16 protein-coding genes are annotated in these 16,839 nt (G+C 70.9%); 12 read left to right on the plus strand and 4 right to left on the minus strand.

The genetic code is table 11. The features are described 5' to 3' along the window. Window positions 1–98: 98 nt before the first annotated feature. On the minus strand, window positions 99–767 hold the full coding sequence (locus G3I60_RS13720; protein ID WP_138356515.1) for a TrkA family potassium uptake protein: 669 nt from the start codon (window positions 765–767) through the stop codon (window positions 99–101). Beyond that, window positions 767–1,432 (minus strand): TrkA family potassium uptake protein, encoded by a 666-nt coding sequence (locus tag G3I60_RS13725; protein WP_164293679.1) that lies wholly within the window; start codon window positions 1,430–1,432, stop codon window positions 767–769. Before G3I60_RS13725 ends, G3I60_RS13720 begins: the two co-directional genes overlap by 1 nt. Window positions 1,433–1,612: 180 nt before the next feature. Here G3I60_RS13725 and G3I60_RS13730 point away from each other — a divergent pair, with 180 nt between their 5' ends. Both G3I60_RS13730 and G3I60_RS13735 read left to right on the plus strand, forming a co-directional pair. Next, a complete protein-coding gene (locus G3I60_RS13730; RefSeq protein ID WP_138356517.1) occupies window positions 1,613–3,664 on the plus strand; it encodes an APC family permease in 2,052 nt (683 codons plus the stop codon). Window positions 3,665–3,768: 104 nt separating this feature from the next. Then, complete coding sequence (locus G3I60_RS13735) at window positions 3,769–5,100, plus strand: class I SAM-dependent RNA methyltransferase (RefSeq protein ID WP_138356518.1); 1,332 nt, start codon at window positions 3,769–3,771, stop codon at window positions 5,098–5,100. Between the two features lie 40 nt (window positions 5,101–5,140). Here G3I60_RS13735 and G3I60_RS13740 read toward each other — a convergent pair whose 3' ends face one another. Further along, complete coding sequence (locus G3I60_RS13740) at window positions 5,141–5,692, minus strand: DUF1697 domain-containing protein (protein WP_164293680.1); 552 nt, start codon at window positions 5,690–5,692, stop codon at window positions 5,141–5,143. 97 nt (window positions 5,693–5,789) lie between these two features. Then, entirely contained in the window at window positions 5,790–6,191 is a 402-nt protein-coding gene (locus G3I60_RS13745) for a hypothetical protein (RefSeq protein WP_164293681.1), read from the minus strand. Window positions 6,192–6,280: 89 nt separating this feature from the next. On the opposite strand from G3I60_RS13745, the gene G3I60_RS13750 reads away from it, so the two are divergent. The 10 genes from G3I60_RS13750 to G3I60_RS13795 form a co-directional block, all read left to right on the plus strand. Beyond that, on the plus strand, window positions 6,281–7,639 hold the full coding sequence (locus tag G3I60_RS13750; RefSeq protein WP_239069790.1) for an AAA family ATPase: 1,359 nt from the start codon (window positions 6,281–6,283) through the stop codon (window positions 7,637–7,639). A gap of 10 nt (window positions 7,640–7,649) precedes the next feature. Next, the gene (locus tag G3I60_RS13755) at window positions 7,650–8,009 is read left to right on the plus strand and encodes a nucleotide pyrophosphohydrolase (RefSeq protein ID WP_138356521.1); all 360 of its coding nucleotides are present in this window, start codon (window positions 7,650–7,652) and stop codon (window positions 8,007–8,009) included. Between the two features lie 119 nt (window positions 8,010–8,128). Continuing rightward, window positions 8,129–8,578 (plus strand): DUF6099 family protein, encoded by a 450-nt coding sequence (locus tag G3I60_RS13760; protein ID WP_164293682.1) that lies wholly within the window; start codon window positions 8,129–8,131, stop codon window positions 8,576–8,578. Window positions 8,579–8,731: 153 nt separating this feature from the next. Beyond that, window positions 8,732–9,655, plus strand: a complete 924-nt coding sequence (locus G3I60_RS13765; RefSeq protein ID WP_138356523.1) for an LLM class F420-dependent oxidoreductase — start codon at window positions 8,732–8,734, stop codon at window positions 9,653–9,655. Window positions 9,656–9,797: 142 nt separating this feature from the next. Beyond that, complete coding sequence (gene mmuM, locus G3I60_RS13770; RefSeq protein ID WP_164293683.1) at window positions 9,798–10,688, plus strand: homocysteine S-methyltransferase; 891 nt, start codon at window positions 9,798–9,800, stop codon at window positions 10,686–10,688. A 145-nt stretch (window positions 10,689–10,833) separates the two neighbouring features. Further along, window positions 10,834–12,057, plus strand: a complete 1,224-nt coding sequence (locus G3I60_RS13775; protein WP_138356525.1) for an arginine deiminase — start codon at window positions 10,834–10,836, stop codon at window positions 12,055–12,057. 85 nt (window positions 12,058–12,142) lie between these two features. Next, window positions 12,143–13,141 carry an ornithine carbamoyltransferase gene (argF, locus tag G3I60_RS13780; protein WP_164293684.1) on the plus strand — a complete coding sequence of 333 codons (999 nt, stop codon included), beginning with the start codon at window positions 12,143–12,145 and terminating at the stop codon, window positions 13,139–13,141. Between the two features lie 189 nt (window positions 13,142–13,330). Then, complete coding sequence (locus G3I60_RS13785) at window positions 13,331–14,158, plus strand: enoyl-CoA hydratase family protein (RefSeq protein WP_164607172.1); 828 nt, start codon at window positions 13,331–13,333, stop codon at window positions 14,156–14,158. Between the two features lie 2 nt (window positions 14,159–14,160). Continuing rightward, window positions 14,161–16,422, plus strand: coding sequence for a bifunctional salicylyl-CoA 5-hydroxylase/oxidoreductase (locus G3I60_RS13790; protein WP_164293686.1), 2,262 nt, complete (start codon window positions 14,161–14,163; stop codon window positions 16,420–16,422). Between the two features lie 101 nt (window positions 16,423–16,523). After that, the coding region (locus G3I60_RS13795) for a leucine zipper domain-containing protein (protein ID WP_164293687.1) at window positions 16,524–16,839 on the plus strand (316 nt) is incomplete at its 3' end.

Below are 16,839 nucleotides of genomic sequence, written 5' to 3' on the forward strand. Positions count from 1 at the left end.
CGGCGTATTCCGCTCGACTCCGCTCATCCCCGCTCATCATGACGACGGGCGCCCCGGACCTTCCCGGTCCGGGGCGCCCGTCGTCATGACCGGTCCTGTCAGTCCTCGCGCTGGACGGACAGCAGGTCCTCCAGCTGCTCCTCGCGGTGCGGTGCGGCGACGAACAGCAGCTCGTCACCGGCCTCCAGCGCGTCGTCCTTGGACGGCGTGAGCACCCGGTTGCCCCGGATGATCGTCACCAGCGAGGTGTCCTGCGGCCACTCCACGTCGCCGACGCGGGTGCCGACCAGCGCGGCCTCCGGCGGCAGGGTGAGTTCCACCAGGTTGGCGTCGCCCTGGCTGAAGCGCATCAGCCGCACGAGATCGCCGACGCTCACGGCCTCCTCGACCAGCGCGGACATCAGCCGCGGGGTCGAGACGGCCACGTCGACGCCCCAGGACTCGTTGAAGAGCCATTCGTTCTTGGGGTTGTTGACCCGGGCCACGACCCGCGGCACCCCGTACTCGGTCTTCGCGAGCAGCGAGACGACGAGGTTGACCTTGTCGTCACCGGTGGCGGCGATGACCACGTTGCAGCGCTGCAGCGCCGCCTCGTCCAGCGAGGTGATCTCGCAGGCGTCGGCGAGCAGCCACTCGGCCTGCGGTACCCGCTCCACCGAGATGGAGGTGGGATTCTTGTCGACGAGCAGGACCTCGTGCCCGTTCTCCAGCAGCTCGGCCGCGATCGAGCGGCCGACCGCGCCGGCTCCGGCGATGGCGACTCTCATCAGTGCGCCTCCTCAGGACCCTTGGCGCACGCGGCCTCGACCTCGGCGACTCCGTCGGTGCCCATCATCACGTGCACCAGATCGCCTTCCTGCAGCACCGTCTGGGAGGAAGGCAGCATCGCCTCGCCCAGCCGGGTGAGGAATGCCACACGGACCCCGGTCTCGTCCTGCAGTTTGCTGATCTTGTGACCCACCCAGCCGGGCGAGGTGTGCACCTCGGCGAGCTGCACACCGCCGCTCGGGTCCCGCCACAGCGGCTCGGCGCCCGAAGGCAGCAGCCGGCGCAGCATCTGGTCCGCGGTCCACCGCACGGTGGCCACGGTGGGGATGCCGAGCCGCTGGTAGACCTCGGCACGCCGTGGGTCGTAGATCCGGGCGGCCACGTTCTCGATACCGAACATCTCCCGGGCCACCCGGGCCGCGATGATGTTGGAGTTGTCGCCGCTGCTGACCGCCGCGAAGGCGCCTGCCTCCTCGATTCCGGCCTCGCGAAGCGTGTCCTGGTCGAACCCGACTCCGGTCACCCGGCGCCCGCCGAACCCGGATCCCAGACGGCGGAAAGCCGTCGGGTCCTGGTCCACCACAGCGACCGTATGACCTTGCTGTTCGAAGGATTGCGCAAGAGTGGAACCCACCCTTCCGCAGCCCATAATCACGACGTGCACGCCCGTCCTTCCGGCTGTCAACATTTTTGGCCGATACCCGATAAGCGTCTCAGACCGCGGCCCAAGCTACACACGCTTGCACCCCAGTGGGAGGTTGCGGACGGCCCGAGCGGGACTTTGCCTTCTCTTAGGAGGGTGGCGGTCGCATGCACGTACGGCGCAGCGCTTACCATCCTCTCCGTGCCCAAACTGACTGACCTGCCGAAACGGATCTTGATCGGCCGCGCCCTGCGCAGCGACAAGTTGGGAGAAACCCTCCTCCCTAAGAGGCTGGCGCTTCCGGTGTTCGCCTCCGACCCCCTCTCGTCGGTCGCGTACGCGCCCGGCGAAGTGCTGCTGGTCCTGTCGATCGCGGGCGCGTCCGCCTACCACTTCAGCCCGTGGATCGCGGTCGCGGTCGTCGTGCTGATGTTCACCGTCGTGGCGTCGTACCGGCAGAACGTGCACGCGTACCCGTCCGGCGGCGGTGACTACGAGGTCGCCACCACCAACCTCGGGCCGAAGGCCGGTCTCACCGTCGCGAGCGCGCTGCTCGTCGACTACGTGCTGACCGTCGCCGTGTCCGTCGCCTCGGGCATCGAGAACCTCGGCTCGGCCGTACCGTTCTTCGCCACCCACAAGGTGCTGGGCGCGGTCAGCATGATCTTCCTGCTGATGGTGATGAACCTGCGCGGGGTGCGCGAGTCCGGGTCGATCTTCGCGATCCCGACCTACGCGTTCGTCGCCGGCGTCTTCGCCATGATCGTCTGGGGCTGCATCAAGATCGCCACCGGCGCCACCATGGAGGCGCCCACCGCGCACTACACGATCCATGCCGAGGTCAGCGGCATCAGCGGCTTCGCCCTGGTCTTCCTGCTGCTACGGGCCTTCTCCTCCGGCTGTGCCGCGCTCACCGGGGTCGAGGCCATCAGCAACGGCGTCCCGGCGTTCCAGAAGCCCAAGTCGAAGAACGCCGCCACCACGCTCGCCGCCATGGGCGTGCTCGCCGTCACCATGTTCTGCGGCATCATCGCGCTGGCCATGTACACCAACGTCCGGATGGCCGAGAACCCGGCGACCGACCTGCTGGTCGACGGCAAGCCGGTGGGCCCCGACTACACCCAGGACCCGGTCATCGCGCAGGTCGCGGAAGCCGTCTTCGGGCACAACTCGATCCCGTTCATCTTCCTGGCCGCCGTCACCGCGCTCGTCCTGTTCCTGGCGGCCAACACCGCGTACAACGGCTTCCCGGTCCTCGGCTCGATCCTCGCCCAGGACCGCTACCTGCCGCGCCAGCTGCACACCCGTGGCGACCGGCTCGCGTTCTCCAACGGCATCGTGGTGCTGGCCGGCTTCGCCGCCGTCCTGGTCTACATCTACGGCGCCGACTCGACCCGGCTGATCCAGCTGTACATCGTCGGCGTCTTCGTCTCGTTCACGCTCAGCCAGATCGGCATGGTCCGGCACTGGAACCGCCATCTGCGCAGCGAGACCGACACCGCCAAGCGCCGCCACATGCACCGGTCCAGGGCGATCAACACCTTCGGCGCTTTCTTCACCGGCATGGTGCTGATCATCGTCCTGCTGACGAAGTTCACGCACGGCGCCTGGGTCGCGGTCCTCGGCATGGTGCTCTTCTACGGGATGATGACCGCCATCCGGCGCCACTACGACCGGGTGGCCGAGGAGATCGCGGCGGGCGACGAGCGCACCGACGAGGAGGTGCGCCCGTCCCGGGTGCACTCGATCATCCTGGTCTCCAAGGTCCACAAGCCGACGCTGCGCGCCCTGGCCTACGCCAAGCTGATGCGCTCCGACACCCTCGAAGCGCTCAGCATCAACGTCGACCCGGCCGACACCAAGGCCCTGCAGGCCGACTGGACCCGGCGTGGCATCGACGTACCGCTGAAGGTCCTGGACTCGCCCTACCGCGAGATCACCCGGCCGATCATCGAGTATGTGAAGGGCCTGCGGCGGGCCAGCCCGCGCGACGTGGTCAGCGTCTACATCCCCGAGTACGTCGTCGGCCACTGGTACGAGCACCTGCTCCACAACCAGAGCGCCCTGCGGCTCAAGGGCCGGCTGCTGTTCACCCCGGGCGTCATGGTCACCTCGGTGCCGTGGCAGCTGGACTCCTCCGAGCGGGCCAAGGTCCGGGCGCGCAAGCGTGCCGACTGGAACGCCCCCGGCGCGATCCGGCGCGGCCCGGTCAGCCCGCCGAAGCGGGACAAGGAACACACCGGCCAGAAGTAGGCCGTAAGGCGGGGGGTGCGGCGGGACGTAGACTGGTGAGCTGCCGTTCTACGGTCCCGCCCGCACCACCCCGCCGCACCACCTCTCGCAGGAGCCTGTTCATCATGCAGAACCGTACGAAGGAACAGGCCGACGAGCTGGTCGGGGAGCGCTACGAGGTCGAGGTCGGGCCCGTCGCGCACGGCGGTCACTGCATCGCCCGTCACGAAGGACGGGTGCTCTTCGTCCGGCACGCACTGCCGGGTGAGCGCGTCGTCGCCAAGATCACCGAGGGCGGACCGGACTCCAAGTTCCTGCGCGCCGACGCCGTGGAGATCCTCCAGGCGTCCCCCGACCGCGTCCCGGCGCCCTGCCCGTACTCCGGCCCCGGCGCCTGCGGCGGCTGCGACTGGCAGCACGTCGCCCCCGGCGCCCAGCGCCGGCTGAAGGTCGACGTCATCACCGAGCAGCTCAGCCGCCTCGCGGGTCTGAGCCCGCAGGACGCCGGCTGGGACGGCACCGTCGAGCCCGCGCCCGGTGACAAGGGCGTCGAGGGCAAGGTGCCCGCGTGGCGCACCCGCGTGCAGTTCGCCGTCGACGCCGAGGGCTACGCGGGACTGCGCCGCCACCGCTCGCACGAGATCGAGCGGATCGACCAGTGCCTGATCGCGGCGCCCGGCGTCACCGAGCTCGGCATCGAGACCCGTGAGTGGCCGGACACCGCGTCCGTCGAGGCCATCGCGGCAACCGGCTCCAACGACCGCCAGGTCATCGTCACGCCCACCCCCGACGGCCGGCTGCCGATCGTCGAGCTGGACCGGCCGGTCTCGGTCGCCCGCGTCGACGAGCAGGGCGGCGTACACAAGGTGCACGGCCGTGGCTTCGTCCGCGAGCGCGCCGTCGGCCGCACCTGGCGGGTCGGCTCCGGCGGCTTCTGGCAGGTCCACCCGCAGGCACCCGACCTGCTGGCCGAGGCGGTCCTGGACGGCCTCCAGCCGCGCGACGGCGACACCGCCCTCGACCTGTACTGCGGCGTCGGCCTGTTCGCCGGCGCGATCGCCGAGAAGGTCGGCGAGACCGGCGCGGTGCTCGGCATCGAGTCCGGCAAGCGCGCGGTGGAGGACGCCCGGCACAACCTGGCCGATCTGGAGCGTGTGCGGATCGAGCACGGCAAGGTCGAGACCGTACTGCCGCGCACCAAGATCACCGAGGCCGACCTGATCGTCCTCGACCCCCCGCGGGTCGGCGCCGGCAAGTCCACCGTCAAGCACCTCGCCTCGCTCGGCGCCCGCCGCATCGCCTACGTGGCCTGCGACCCGGCCGCCCTCGCGCGCGACCTGGCGTACTTCGCGGAGGCGGGCTACAAGCCGGTCTCCCTGCGCGCCTTCGACCTCTTCCCGCTCACCCACCACGTGGAGTGCGTCGCGATCCTGGCGCCGGTGGCGAAGTCGGCCTGAGGCTCCGGGCCGCCCGGGTTCCGGCGCGGCCGGTCCCGGGTTACTCGGCCGCCATCGCGGCGAGCTTGAGCACCGTGTTCCAGTTGCGGGCCGTCGCGGTCACCCCCAGTTTCCTGTCGGTGAACAGCAGGGCGAGACGGGACTTCTGGATGCCGGTCGGCAGGTGCAGATAGATCTCGCTCGGTGCCTTGGGGTCGGCGAGCCGGAACTCCTCCGGGGCGTAGGCCGCGGGATCGATGGCGGTCAGCCGTTCCTGTTCCGGCGGGCCGGACAGGAAGGTCACCAGGAACCGGGACGGGTCGACGCCTTCCATGTCGAAGGGATTCTGCTCGACCACCCGCTGGAGATCGGCGCCGTCCCGCACCAGGCAGCGGATGGTGAGCCCCAACTCCTCGGTGATGCGCGCCTCCAGGCCGGTGGCCAGTGCGGCCGGGTCGGCCCGGGGGTGGCCGAAGACGGCGTTGCCGCTCTGGAGATGGGTTCTGACGTCCGTACAGTCCAGCCCGGTCAGCAGCTCGCGCAGGGTCTGCATCGGCACCTTGTTCTTGCCGCCCACATTGATCCCGCGGAGCAGCGCCACATAGCTCGTCACGCGGCCCACCGTAGACCAGGGGTCGGACGATGCCTCTGACCTCTGACCTCTGACCTCTGACCTCTGACCTCTGACCTCTGACGTCTGACCTCTAACCTCAGGCTTCGGTGACCGGGGCGCGCCCGAGCAGGCCGGTGGGGTGTGGTTCGGCCGCTTCGACGACCACGGCCGTGAGGCCGGTGTCGGTCCAGGTCTCGTGGTCCTCGCCGGCCGCCCAGCAGGCGGCCTGGCCTGTGGTGATCGGAACCGCTCTGCCGTCCGCGCCACTGACCCAGCCGTTGCCTGCGACCACGGTCAGCGCCTGTGGAATCGTCGCCTGATGCCGGCCGAGGCGGCCGCCGGGGGCCAGGTGCATGAGGGCCACCGCGACCACGGGTGACGCGGGCCCGGATGGTGTTCCGGTGCCGGCGTTCCGGTGGATGCTCACGTGGCGCACGCCGTGGCTGCCGAACGAGGTCAGATCGATGCCCGCTGCGGGGCCGGAATCCTTGATCTCCATACCGTCATCCTGCCGGGCTTCGCCCGTTCGGAGGACGTGGGGGCTGACGTAACGGTTCGGCAGGAGTCGCGCTGGCTACGTTCGCGGATATGAACCTCACGAGTGAGCGTCCCGCTGTCACCGAACTGCGTTTGTCCGCCTTCAAGTCGCACCGGGGCGCGAGCTTCGCGCTGGGTCCGCTCACCCTGCTCGCCGGCGCCAGCGGGACAGGGAAATCGAGCGTCCTGGAGGCGCTGACCGCGCTGGGGCGGCTGGCCGGCGGAGAGACGCTGAGCGAGGTGTTCGACGGATCCGGGTCCGGGTCCGGGAACGGGACGGGAAGCGTGCGGGGCGGGGCCGCGGCCTGCGTGCCGCAGGGTGCGCAACCGGACGCCGAAGGGCGGCGCGGGTTCCGGATCGGCTGCACGGTCACCGGACCCGTCGGACCGGTCCGGCTGGATGTGGCCGTGCAGGCCGAGCCCGAACTGCGCATTGTCGGCGAGCGGTTGACCGGCGGCGGGGAGACGCTGCTGACCACCGCGCTGCGCGATCCGGAACGGCGCACCGTCCAGGCGGCGTGGCACACGGCGGGCCTGGTGCCCGTCACCCGCGCGCCGCTTCCCGACGATCTGCTGGCGACGGCGCTGCTGCCGCTGCGCGTCGCGGGCCGCACCGAGGGCCAGCGGCTGGTGCTGGCTGCGGTGGAACAACTGGTGCTGGCGTTACGCGGGGTGTTCCCGGTGGAGCCGCGGCCGGAGACGATGCGGGCGCCGGTGGACGCCGGGGACGGGATGCTCCGCCGGGGCTGCGAGAACCTCTCGGCGGTCCTGGCCAGGACCGAAGGCGAGTGCCGTACACGGCACGCGGCGCTGGTGCGGGCGATGCGGGAGGTCTGCAGCCCGCCGGTCGACGGGCTGACCGTCCTGCGGTCCCGGGCGGCCGGCGCCGATTCCGGGGCCGAACTGCGGTCGGTGATCGCGGCGGTGGACCGCGGGCCGCTGGGGCTGGTGCCGGTGGACCGGCTGGGCGACGGGGAACTGCGCTTCCTGGCCATCGCGTTGGTCCTGCTGACCGGGCCGGGAGTGCTGGCGGTCGACACGAGCGCCGAACTCCTCCCGGCCGCCCAGGTGCTGACCGTGCTCAGCGACGGCTTCGATCTGGGGATGGACCGCCGGCAGACCCGTGAGCTGCTCGCTCTGGCGGGCATGGCGGCCGGCCGCGGCCATATCCGGCTGCTGGGCGCGGTGCACGACGCCTCCGTCGCCGAGGGGTTGGGCGGGGTGTCGGTCATCGACTTCGTCCGCCCGCGGCGGCCGGAGCAGGCGGGGGCGGAGACGGAGGCGGAGGGGGCGGCCGTCGCGGATCCCGGAACCGAGCCGCGCACGGAGCCCGGAACCGGGAAGGGGCCGGAAGCGGGGGAGGGTGCCGGGGAGCGGGTGCCCGCGCGTTCGGCGCCGACCATGCGGTAGACCTGTGCGGATGAGCGAGGATCTGCAGGCGCTGCAGCGCCGTCTGACCGCCTTCGCGGCGGCCAGGCGCTGGCAGCAATATCACGTACCCAAGAACCTGGCCGCGGCGTTGAGCGTCGAGGCGTCCGAACTGCTGGAGATCTTCCAGTGGATGACCCCGGAGGAGGCGGGCCGGGTGATGGAGGACGCCGGGACCGCGCACCGGGTGGAGGACGAGGTGGCGGACGTCCTGGCGTATCTGCTGCAGTTCTGCCAAGTGCTGGAGATCGATGTGCTGAAGGCGCTCTCGGCGAAGATCGACCGCAATGAACTGCGCTTCCCGATGCCGGCGGAGGACGAGGGACCGGGCACGCTTCATCCGACCGGGTGACCGGGATATCCACAACCGGCGAGTAATCCACAGGCGCGGGGACCCCCCTTCCGCTCGCGGCCATCGACCGTCACTCTGGGTAACAGGTCGGTAGCACGCAGCGGCAGGGGGAGTACATCATGGACGCGGTACGGCTCATCCTGGCCACCCGGCACGCCCTCGAACAGGCGTGGCAGGTTCAGGACCTGATCACGGAGGCGTGGCAGGCGCAGGCACTCGCGGAGGCGGTGGGCGGCCATCTGGCCCTGCACGGACCGCCGGAGCTGCGGGCCGCCGGGTTCTCTGTGTGCGAGCCGGGTGGCGGCCGGGCCTGCGGACCGGCCTGGCTCTCGGGGCTGCCGGGCGCCCGGCCGGAGACCGTCCGGGCGTCGATACTCACCTGCGTGCGGGAACCGGCCCGTGCGCTGACGGAACTGCGGGACCTGCTCTCGGAGCTGGGCGCTGCCCTCGTGGGGCTGGCCTGCTCCGCGGAGGAGGAGGCGGTGTACTGGCAGTGCATCGACGCCATGGACGCCGCCGAGGAATCCAAGGACCGGGTCTGCGCGCTGCTCTGCGCGCTCGGTTCATGAAGCCGTTCGGTTCGTGAAGCCGTTCGGTTCGTGAAGCCCGCGGCTCAGGAGACAGGTCCGGTTGGTCCTGGACACACCCACCGGTGCACAAGATCGACGACGTCTTGACGCGTGGTTGACGTGCGGGGCGGTCCGGCGTGGAGGATGGGAGGCATGGATCTTCGCATTTTCACCGAGCCCCAGCAGGGGGCCACCTACGACACCCTCCTCACGGTTGCCAAGGCCACCGAGGACCTCGGATTCGATGCGTTCTACCGCTCCGACCACTACGTGAGCATGGGTGGCGGAGACGGGCTGCCGGGCCCGACAGACGCCTGGATCACCCTGGCCGGGCTGGCCCGCGAGACCCGCCGTATCCGGCTCGGCACCCTGATGACGGCCGGCACCTTCCGGCTGCCGGGCGTGCTCGCCATCCAGGTCGCGCAGGTGGACCAGATGTCGGGCGGGCGTGTCGAACTCGGACTGGGCGCCGGCTGGTACGAGAAGGAGCACACCGCGTACGGCATCCCGTTCCCGAAGGAGAAGTTCGGCCGGCTGGAGGAGCAGCTGGCGATCGTGACCGGTCTGTGGGCCACGCCGGTCGGGGAGACCTTCGACTTCGACGGGACGTACTACCAGCTCAAGGACTCGCCCGCGCTGCCCAAGCCGGTCCAGACGAAGATCCCGGTGCTGATCGGCGGGCACGGTGCCAAGCGGACCCCGGCGCTCGCCGCCCGTTACGCGGACGAGTTCAACATCCCGTTCGCCTCCGTCGAGGACAGCCGGCGGCAGTTCGGCCGGGTGCGTGAGGCGGCCGAGGCGGAGGGGCGCAAGAAGGACGAGCTGGTGTACTCCAACGCCCTGGTCGCCTGCGTCGGCAGGAACGACGCCGAGGTCGCGCGCCGTGCCGCGGCCATCGGCCGGGAGGTCGACGAGCTGAAGGCCAACGGGCTGGCGGGGTCCCCGGCCGAGGTGATCGACAAGATCGGTCAGTACGCCGCGACCGGCTCCACCCGCTTCTATCTGCAGATCCTCGACCTGGGCGATCTGGACCATCTGGAACTGATCTCCGCCGAGGTCCAGTCCCAACTCACCTGAACCGAACCGAACCGAACCGAACCGAACTCACCTCACCTCACCTCACCTCACCTCGCCTCACCTGCACTGAACCGACCTGATCTGACCCTTTGAACGAACCTCCGGTGCACCCGATCCGGGGCCGAAGCAAGGAGCGACCGTCATGCCGCCCGACCTGACCCTGGGCACCCCGCTCGTCCTGGACGGCGGGCTGTCCAACCAACTCGCCGCCCAGGGCTGTGATCTGTCCGACCCGCTCTGGTCGGCCCGGCTGCTGGCCGACGCGCCCGAGCAGATCGAGGCGGCGCACGCGGCCTATGTCCGGGCGGGTGCGCGGGTGCTCATCACCTCCAGCTACCAGGCGACCTACGAGGGCTTCGCCCGCCGGGGGACCGGTCGGGAGGAGGCGTCGGCGCTGCTGCGGCGCAGCGTCGAGCTGGCGCGGAGCGCCACGGGCGGCCGTACCGACGTGCTGGTGGCGGCGTCCGTCGGCCCGTACGGGGCGATGCTGGCGGACGGCAGCGAGTACCGGGGGCGGTACGGGCTGAGCGTGCGGGAGCTGGAGCGCTTCCACCGGCCGCGGATCGAGGCGCTGGCCGAGGCAGGGCCCGATCTGTTCGCCCTGGAGACGGTGCCGGACACGGACGAGGCGGAGGCACTGCTGCGCGCGGTCGAGGGGATCGGGGTGCCGGTCTGGCTCTCGTACAGCATCGACGGCGACCTGACCCGCGCCGGGCAGCCGCTGGAAGCGGCCTTCGCACTGGCCGCCGGGCGGGACGATGTGGTGGCGGTCGGCGTCAACTGCTGCGCCCCGCGGGACGCCGACCACGCCGTGGCACTCGCCGCGGAGGTCTCCGGCAAGCCCGTCGTGGTTTATCCGAACAGCGGCGAGGAGTGGGACGCCCAGGCCCGGAAGTGGCAGGGCGAGGTGACCTTCGAGGCTTCCCGGGTCCGCGACTGGCGGTCCGCGGGAGCCCGGCTGATCGGCGGCTGCTGCCGGGTGGGGCCCGAGCAGATCGCCGCGCTGGCGGAGGTGATGCGCCACGAGGTGTGACACCCTGCCGGGCACGCGCCCGGTGCTCGCCGGACACCGGCAGGGCTACCGCCCTGCCACCGTGGATCCCGCCCCGCACGTCCATTCGGTACCGGGGCGTGCGCCGGGCGTGCGAGGCGCCTGTGAGAGGGGAAGGACTGTGTCCATGGGCTTTCACGTGGATTCCGAGGCCGGGCGGCTGCGCCGCGTCATCCTCCATCGACCCGACCTTGAACTGAAGCGGCTCACCCCGTCCAACAAGGACGCGCTGCTCTTCGACGACCTGCTGTGGGTGCGCCGGGCGCGCGCGGAGCACGACGGCTTCGCGGATGTGCTCCGCGACCGCGGGGTCGAGGTCCATCTCTTCGGGGATCTGCTCCGGGAAGCGCTGGCGGTGCCGGAGGCGCGGGCGCTGGTGCTGGACCGGGTCTTCGACGAGAAGCAGTACGGGCCGCTGGCCACCGATCATCTGCGCGCGTCGTTCGACGAGCTGTCCGTGCCCGACCTGGTCGAGGCGCTGGTCGGCGGGATGACCAAACGGGAGTTCCTCGAGCGGTTCGCCGAGCCGATCTCGGTGCTCTTCCACGCCATGCGCCTGGACGACTTCCTGCTGAACCCGCTGCCGAACCACATCTTCACCCGGGACACCTCCGCCTGGGTCTACGACGGGGTAAGCATCAACGCGATGCGCTGGCCGGCCCGGCAGCGCGAGACCGTGCACTTCGAGGCGATCTACCAGCACCATCCGCTGTTCGCCGGCGGTGACTTCCATATCTGGTCCGAGGGGCAGGCGGCATATCCGTCGACCATCGAGGGCGGTGACGTCCTGGTCATCGGCAATGGGGCGGTGCTCATCGGGATGAGCGAGAGAACCACCCCGCAGGCGGTGGAGATGCTCGCGCAGGGGCTGTTCGCGGCGGGTTCCGCCCGCACGATCGTGGCGCTGGACATGCCGAAGAAGCGGGCCTTCATGCATCTGGACACCGTGATGACCATGGTGGACGGCGACACCTTCACCAAGTACGCCGGGCTGGGGATGCTGCGCTCGTACTCGATCGAGCCGGGAGCGGGGGACCGGGACCTGAAGGTGACCGATCATCCGGCCGAGCACATGAACCGCGCGATCGCCGCGGCGCTGGGCCTGGACGACATCCAGGTGCTGACCGCGACGCAGGACGTGCACTCGGCCGAGCGCGAGCAGTGGGACGACGGATGCAACGTGCTCGCCGTCGAGCCGGGGGTGGTGGTGGCCTACGAGCGGAACGTCACGACCAACACCTTCCTGCGCAAGCGCGGTATCGAGGTGATCGAGATCCCGGGGAGCGAGCTGGGCCGGGGGCGCGGCGGCCCACGCTGTATGAGCTGTCCCATCGAACGCGAGGCGGTCTAGGCACGGAAAAGCAGATCTGTATAAACATGTCATTGATCGTATAGACTTCCAAGGTCCTCCCCTCTGCCGCTACCTAGGAGTCCCCATGGCCATCGACCTCAAGGGTCGTCATTTCCTCAAGGAGCTGGACTTCAGCCCCGAGGAGTTCCGCCACCTGGTGGAGCTGGCGGCCGAGCTGAAGGCGGCCAAGCGGGCGGGGACCGAGGTCCGGCGGCTGGCCGGCAAGAACATCGCGCTGGTCTTCGAGAAGACCTCGACCAGGACCCGCTGTTCGTTCGAGGTCGCGGCCGCCGACCAGGGCGCGAGCACCACCTACCTCGACCCCTCCGGCTCGCAGATCGGGCACAAGGAGTCGGCCAAGGACACCGCGCGGGTGCTCGGGCGGATGTTCGACGGCATCGAGTACCGGGGCGCGGGACAGGTGATCGTCGAGGAACTCGCGCAGTACGCGGGTGTGCCGGTCTGGAACGGTCTCACCGACGAGTGGCACCCGACCCAGATGCTCGCCGATGTGCTCACCATGTCCGAGCACACCGACAAGCCGCTCGGCGAGACCGCCTACGCCTACCTCGGCGACGCCCGCTACAACATGGGCAACTCGCTGCTCATCACGGGCGCGCTGCTCGGCATGGACGTCCGGATCGTCGCGCCCCGGCAGCTGTGGCCGCAGGACTCGGTGGTCGCCGAGGCCCGCCGGCTGGCGGAGACCACCGGCGCGCGCGTCACCCTCACCGAGGACGTCGCTGAGGGCGTGCGCGGTGTGGACTACGTCCACACCGATGTGTGGGTGTCGATGGGGGAGCCCAAGGAGGTCTGGGACGAGCGGATCGAACTGCTCGGCCCGTACGCGGTGACCATGGACGTGCTCCGCGCCACCGGCAACGCCGACGTGAAGTTCCTGCACTGCCTGCCGGCCTTCCACGACCTCGGAACGAAGATCGGCCAGGAGATCTACGAGCGGCACGGCCTGACCTCGCTCGAAGTCACCGACGAGGTCTTCGAGTCCGCGCACTCCGTCGTGTTCGACCAGGCGGAGAACCGGATGCACACCATCAAGGCGATCCTGGTGGCCACGCTGGCCTGACGGCGCGGCCCGGATCCCGGTGGTCCGCCCCGCCGCCCGCGCGGATCCCGGCGGCACCCGCTCGGGGCGCCCGCGCGGATCCAGCGGCACCTCCGCCGATATCTCGCACTCGTGACGGCGGTCACAGATGAGTGATAACTTCGCTCTGCGGGCGTCCGCACCCCCTCCCCCCGCCAAGGAGGACGTGCCTTGAGTCCCTATCCGAGCTCAGCGAGCCCCACCGGCCAGTGGAAACACCTGCGGGTGGAGCGCGCCGGTGGCGTCGTCACCGTCACCCTCGACCGCCCCGACAAGCTGAACGCCCTCACCTTCGGCTCCTACGCCGACCTCCGGGACCTGCTCGCCGAGCTGGCGCACGACGGGGAGACCCGGGTGCTGGTGCTGGCCGGCGCCGGCCGCGGTTTCTGCTCCGGCGGTGACGTGGACGAGATCATCGGCGCCACCCTCGGCATGGGCACGGGCGAGCTGCTCGGCTTCAACCGGATGACGGGCCAGGTCGTCCGGGCGATCCGCGAGGCACCGTTCCCCGTCATCGCCGCCGTGCACGGGATCGCGGCGGGCGCGGGTGCCGTGCTCGCCCTGGCCGCCGACTTCCGGATCGTCGAGCCGACGGCCCGGTTCGCGTTCCTCTTCACCCGGGTCGGGCTCGCCGGGGCCGACATGGGGGCCGCGTACCTCCTGCCCCGCATGGTCGGGCTCGGCCACGCCACCCGGCTGTTGATGCTCGGCGAGACGGTCGGTGCCGAAGAGGCGGAGCGCCTCGGGCTGGTCAGCCAGACGGCGGCCGAAGGAGAGGCCGACGCCGTGGCCGCCCGGCTGGCCGAACGGCTGGCCGCCGGCCCCTCGCTCGCCTACCAGCAGACCAAGGCGCTGCTCACCGCCGAGCTCGACATGCCGCTGGCGGCCGCCGTCGAAATGGACGCCGCCGCCCAGGCACTGCTCATGACCAGCGCCGACTACGCCGAATTCCACGCCGCGTTCACCGCGAAGCGCCCGCCCCGCTGGGAAGGGCGCTAGCCATGCGGATCGCGGTCATCGGCGGCGGCCCCGGCGGCCTGTACGCGGCCGCCCTGCTCAAGCGCCTCGACCCCGCGCGCGACATCACCGTCTGGGAACGCGGCGCCCCCGACGACACCTTCGGCTTCGGCGTCGTCCTGTCCGACGAGACGCTCGGCGGCATCGAGCACGCCGACCCGGTCGTCTTCCGCGCCCTGCAGGCGGAGTTCACCCGTTGGGACGACATCGACGTGCACTTCCGCGGCGAGGTGGTCACCTCCGGCGGGCACGGCTTCGCCGCCCTCGACCGGCGCCGGCTGCTGACGATCCTGCACCAGCGGTGCCGTGACCTCGGCGTCGAGCTGCGGCTGCGCGAGACCGGCCCCGCCGCCGCGGAGCTCGCCGCGACCCACGACCTCGTCATCGCCGCCGACGGCGCCAACAGCACCACCCGCGCCGCGCACGCCGATGTCTTCCGGCCGCGGCTCACCGGCCACCGCTGCCGCTACATCTGGCTCGGCAGCGACCTCCCCCTGAACGCCTTCCGATTCGAGATCGCCGAGACCGAGTACGGCGTCATGCAGGGGCACGCGTATCCGTACCGCGACGGCGCCAGCACGTTCATCGTCGAGATGCGGGAGGACGTCTGGCTGCGCGCGGGATTCGACCGGCTCGACGAGGCGGAGTCGATCGCCCGCTGCGAGAAGCTCTTCGCCGGCTGCCTGGACGGCCACGCGCTGCACGGCAACCGCTCGCGCTGGGGCGCGTTCACCACCGTCGTCAACGAGCGGTGGTGGCATGAGCGGACCGTACTGATCGGCGACGCCGCCCACACCGCGCACTTCTCCATCGGCTCCGGCACCAAACTCGCCATGGAGGACGCGCTCGCGCTCGCCGCCTGTCTGCAGGAGCAGCCGGACGTGCCGGCCGCGCTGACGGCGTACGAAACCGAGCGCAGACCCGTCGTCGAGAGCACCCAGCGCGCGGCCCGCGCCAGCCTCGAATGGTTCGAGCAGGTCGCGCAGTACACCGGACAGCCGCCGCTGCAGTTCGCCTTCAACCTCCTCACCCGCAGCCGCCGCGTCACCCACGACAATCTGCGGCTGCGCGACCGGGGCTTCACCGACGCCGTGGAACGGGACTTCGGCACCGAACCCGCCACCCCGCCGATGTTCACCCCCTTCCGGCTCGGCGCACTGACCCTGCGCAACCGCGTCGTCGTCTCGCCGATGGACCTGTACTCGGCCGTGGACGGCACACCTGGCGACTTCCACCTCGTGCACCTCGGCGCGCGGGCACTCGGCGGCGCTGGCCTCGTCATGACCGAGATGGTGTGCGTCAGCCCGAACGGCCGCATCACGCCCGGCTGCGCCGGCCTGTACACCGACGAGCACGAGACGGCCTGGCGGCGCGTCACCGACTTCGCCCACGCGCAGTCGTCCGCGGCCATCGGCCTGCAGATCGGCCACAGCGGGCGCAAGGGCTCCACCCGCCTCATGTGGGAGGGCATGGACGAGCCGCTCCCGGACGGGAACTGGCCGCTCGTCGCCCCCTCCCCGCTGTCCTACCGGCCGGGCGTCAACCAGGTGCCGGGCGAGCTGGACGCGGCCGGTCTCGCCGCCGTCCGCGAGGAGTTCACGGCGGCCGCCGCGCGCGGCGCCCGCGCCGGCTTCGACCTGCTGGAACTGCACTGCGCGCACGGCTATCTGCTTTCGTCCTTCCTCTCCCCGCTCACCAACCACCGCACCGACGCCTACGGCGGCGACCTCGACGGGCGGCTCCGCTACCCGCTGGAGGTCTTCGACGCGGTCCGGGCCGTCTGGCCGCAGGAACGCCCGATGACCGTCCGAATCTCCGCGACCGACTGGGCGCCGGGCGGCACCACCGAGGACGACGCCGTCGCCATCGCCCGCGCCTTCGCGGCCCACGGAGCCGACGCCATCGACGTCTCCACCGGCCAGGTCGTCGCCGACGAGCGCCCTCAGTACGGCCGCTCGTACCAGACCCCGTTCGCCGACCGCATCCGCAACGAGCTCGGCGTCCCCGTCATCTCCGTCGGCGCCATCTCCTCCTGGGACGACGTCAACTCCCTCCTCCTGGCCGGCCGCACCGACCTCTGCGCGCTGGCCCGCCCCCACCTCTACGACCCGAACTGGACCCTGCACGCCGCCGCCGAACAGGACTACCGCGGCCCGGCCGCCCCCTGGCCGCAGCAGTACGCGGCAGGCAGCCGCCGCCCCCCGAGCGGCCGCACGGACGCCCCGAAGCCCCGGCTCACGCTCTAGGTGTATTGATCACGAGCGTTGTTGACAGTGGTGGGTCTTGAACATGGCGAAGACCTCCGGTGTGGTGGAGCTGTCTAGGACTGCACCACTCGGAGGTCTTCGTGTCCCACCGTAATGCCCGGCTGACCGTTCATGGCAGACGGCTTCTCATCGAACGTGTCGTATCCGGCCGTCCGGTCGCTCATGTCGCGGCGGAGATGGGGATCTCGCGGGCCACGGCCCACAAGTGGGTCCGCCGGTGGCGCGCGGAGGGCGAGGCGGGGCTGCACGACCGCTCCAGCCGCCCGCATACGACCCCGCACCGCACGCCGGCCGCGGTCGAGGCGAGGGTGTGTGCACTGCGGCAGGCCCGCAAGCTGGGACCGGCCCGGATCGGACCGATCCTGGGCCTGCCCGCCTCGACCGTCCACCGGATCC

Source organism: Streptomyces sp. SID13666 (assembly GCF_010548325.1).
In the GTDB taxonomy this organism is placed as follows: domain Bacteria; phylum Actinomycetota; class Actinomycetes; order Streptomycetales; family Streptomycetaceae; genus Actinacidiphila; species Actinacidiphila fildesensis.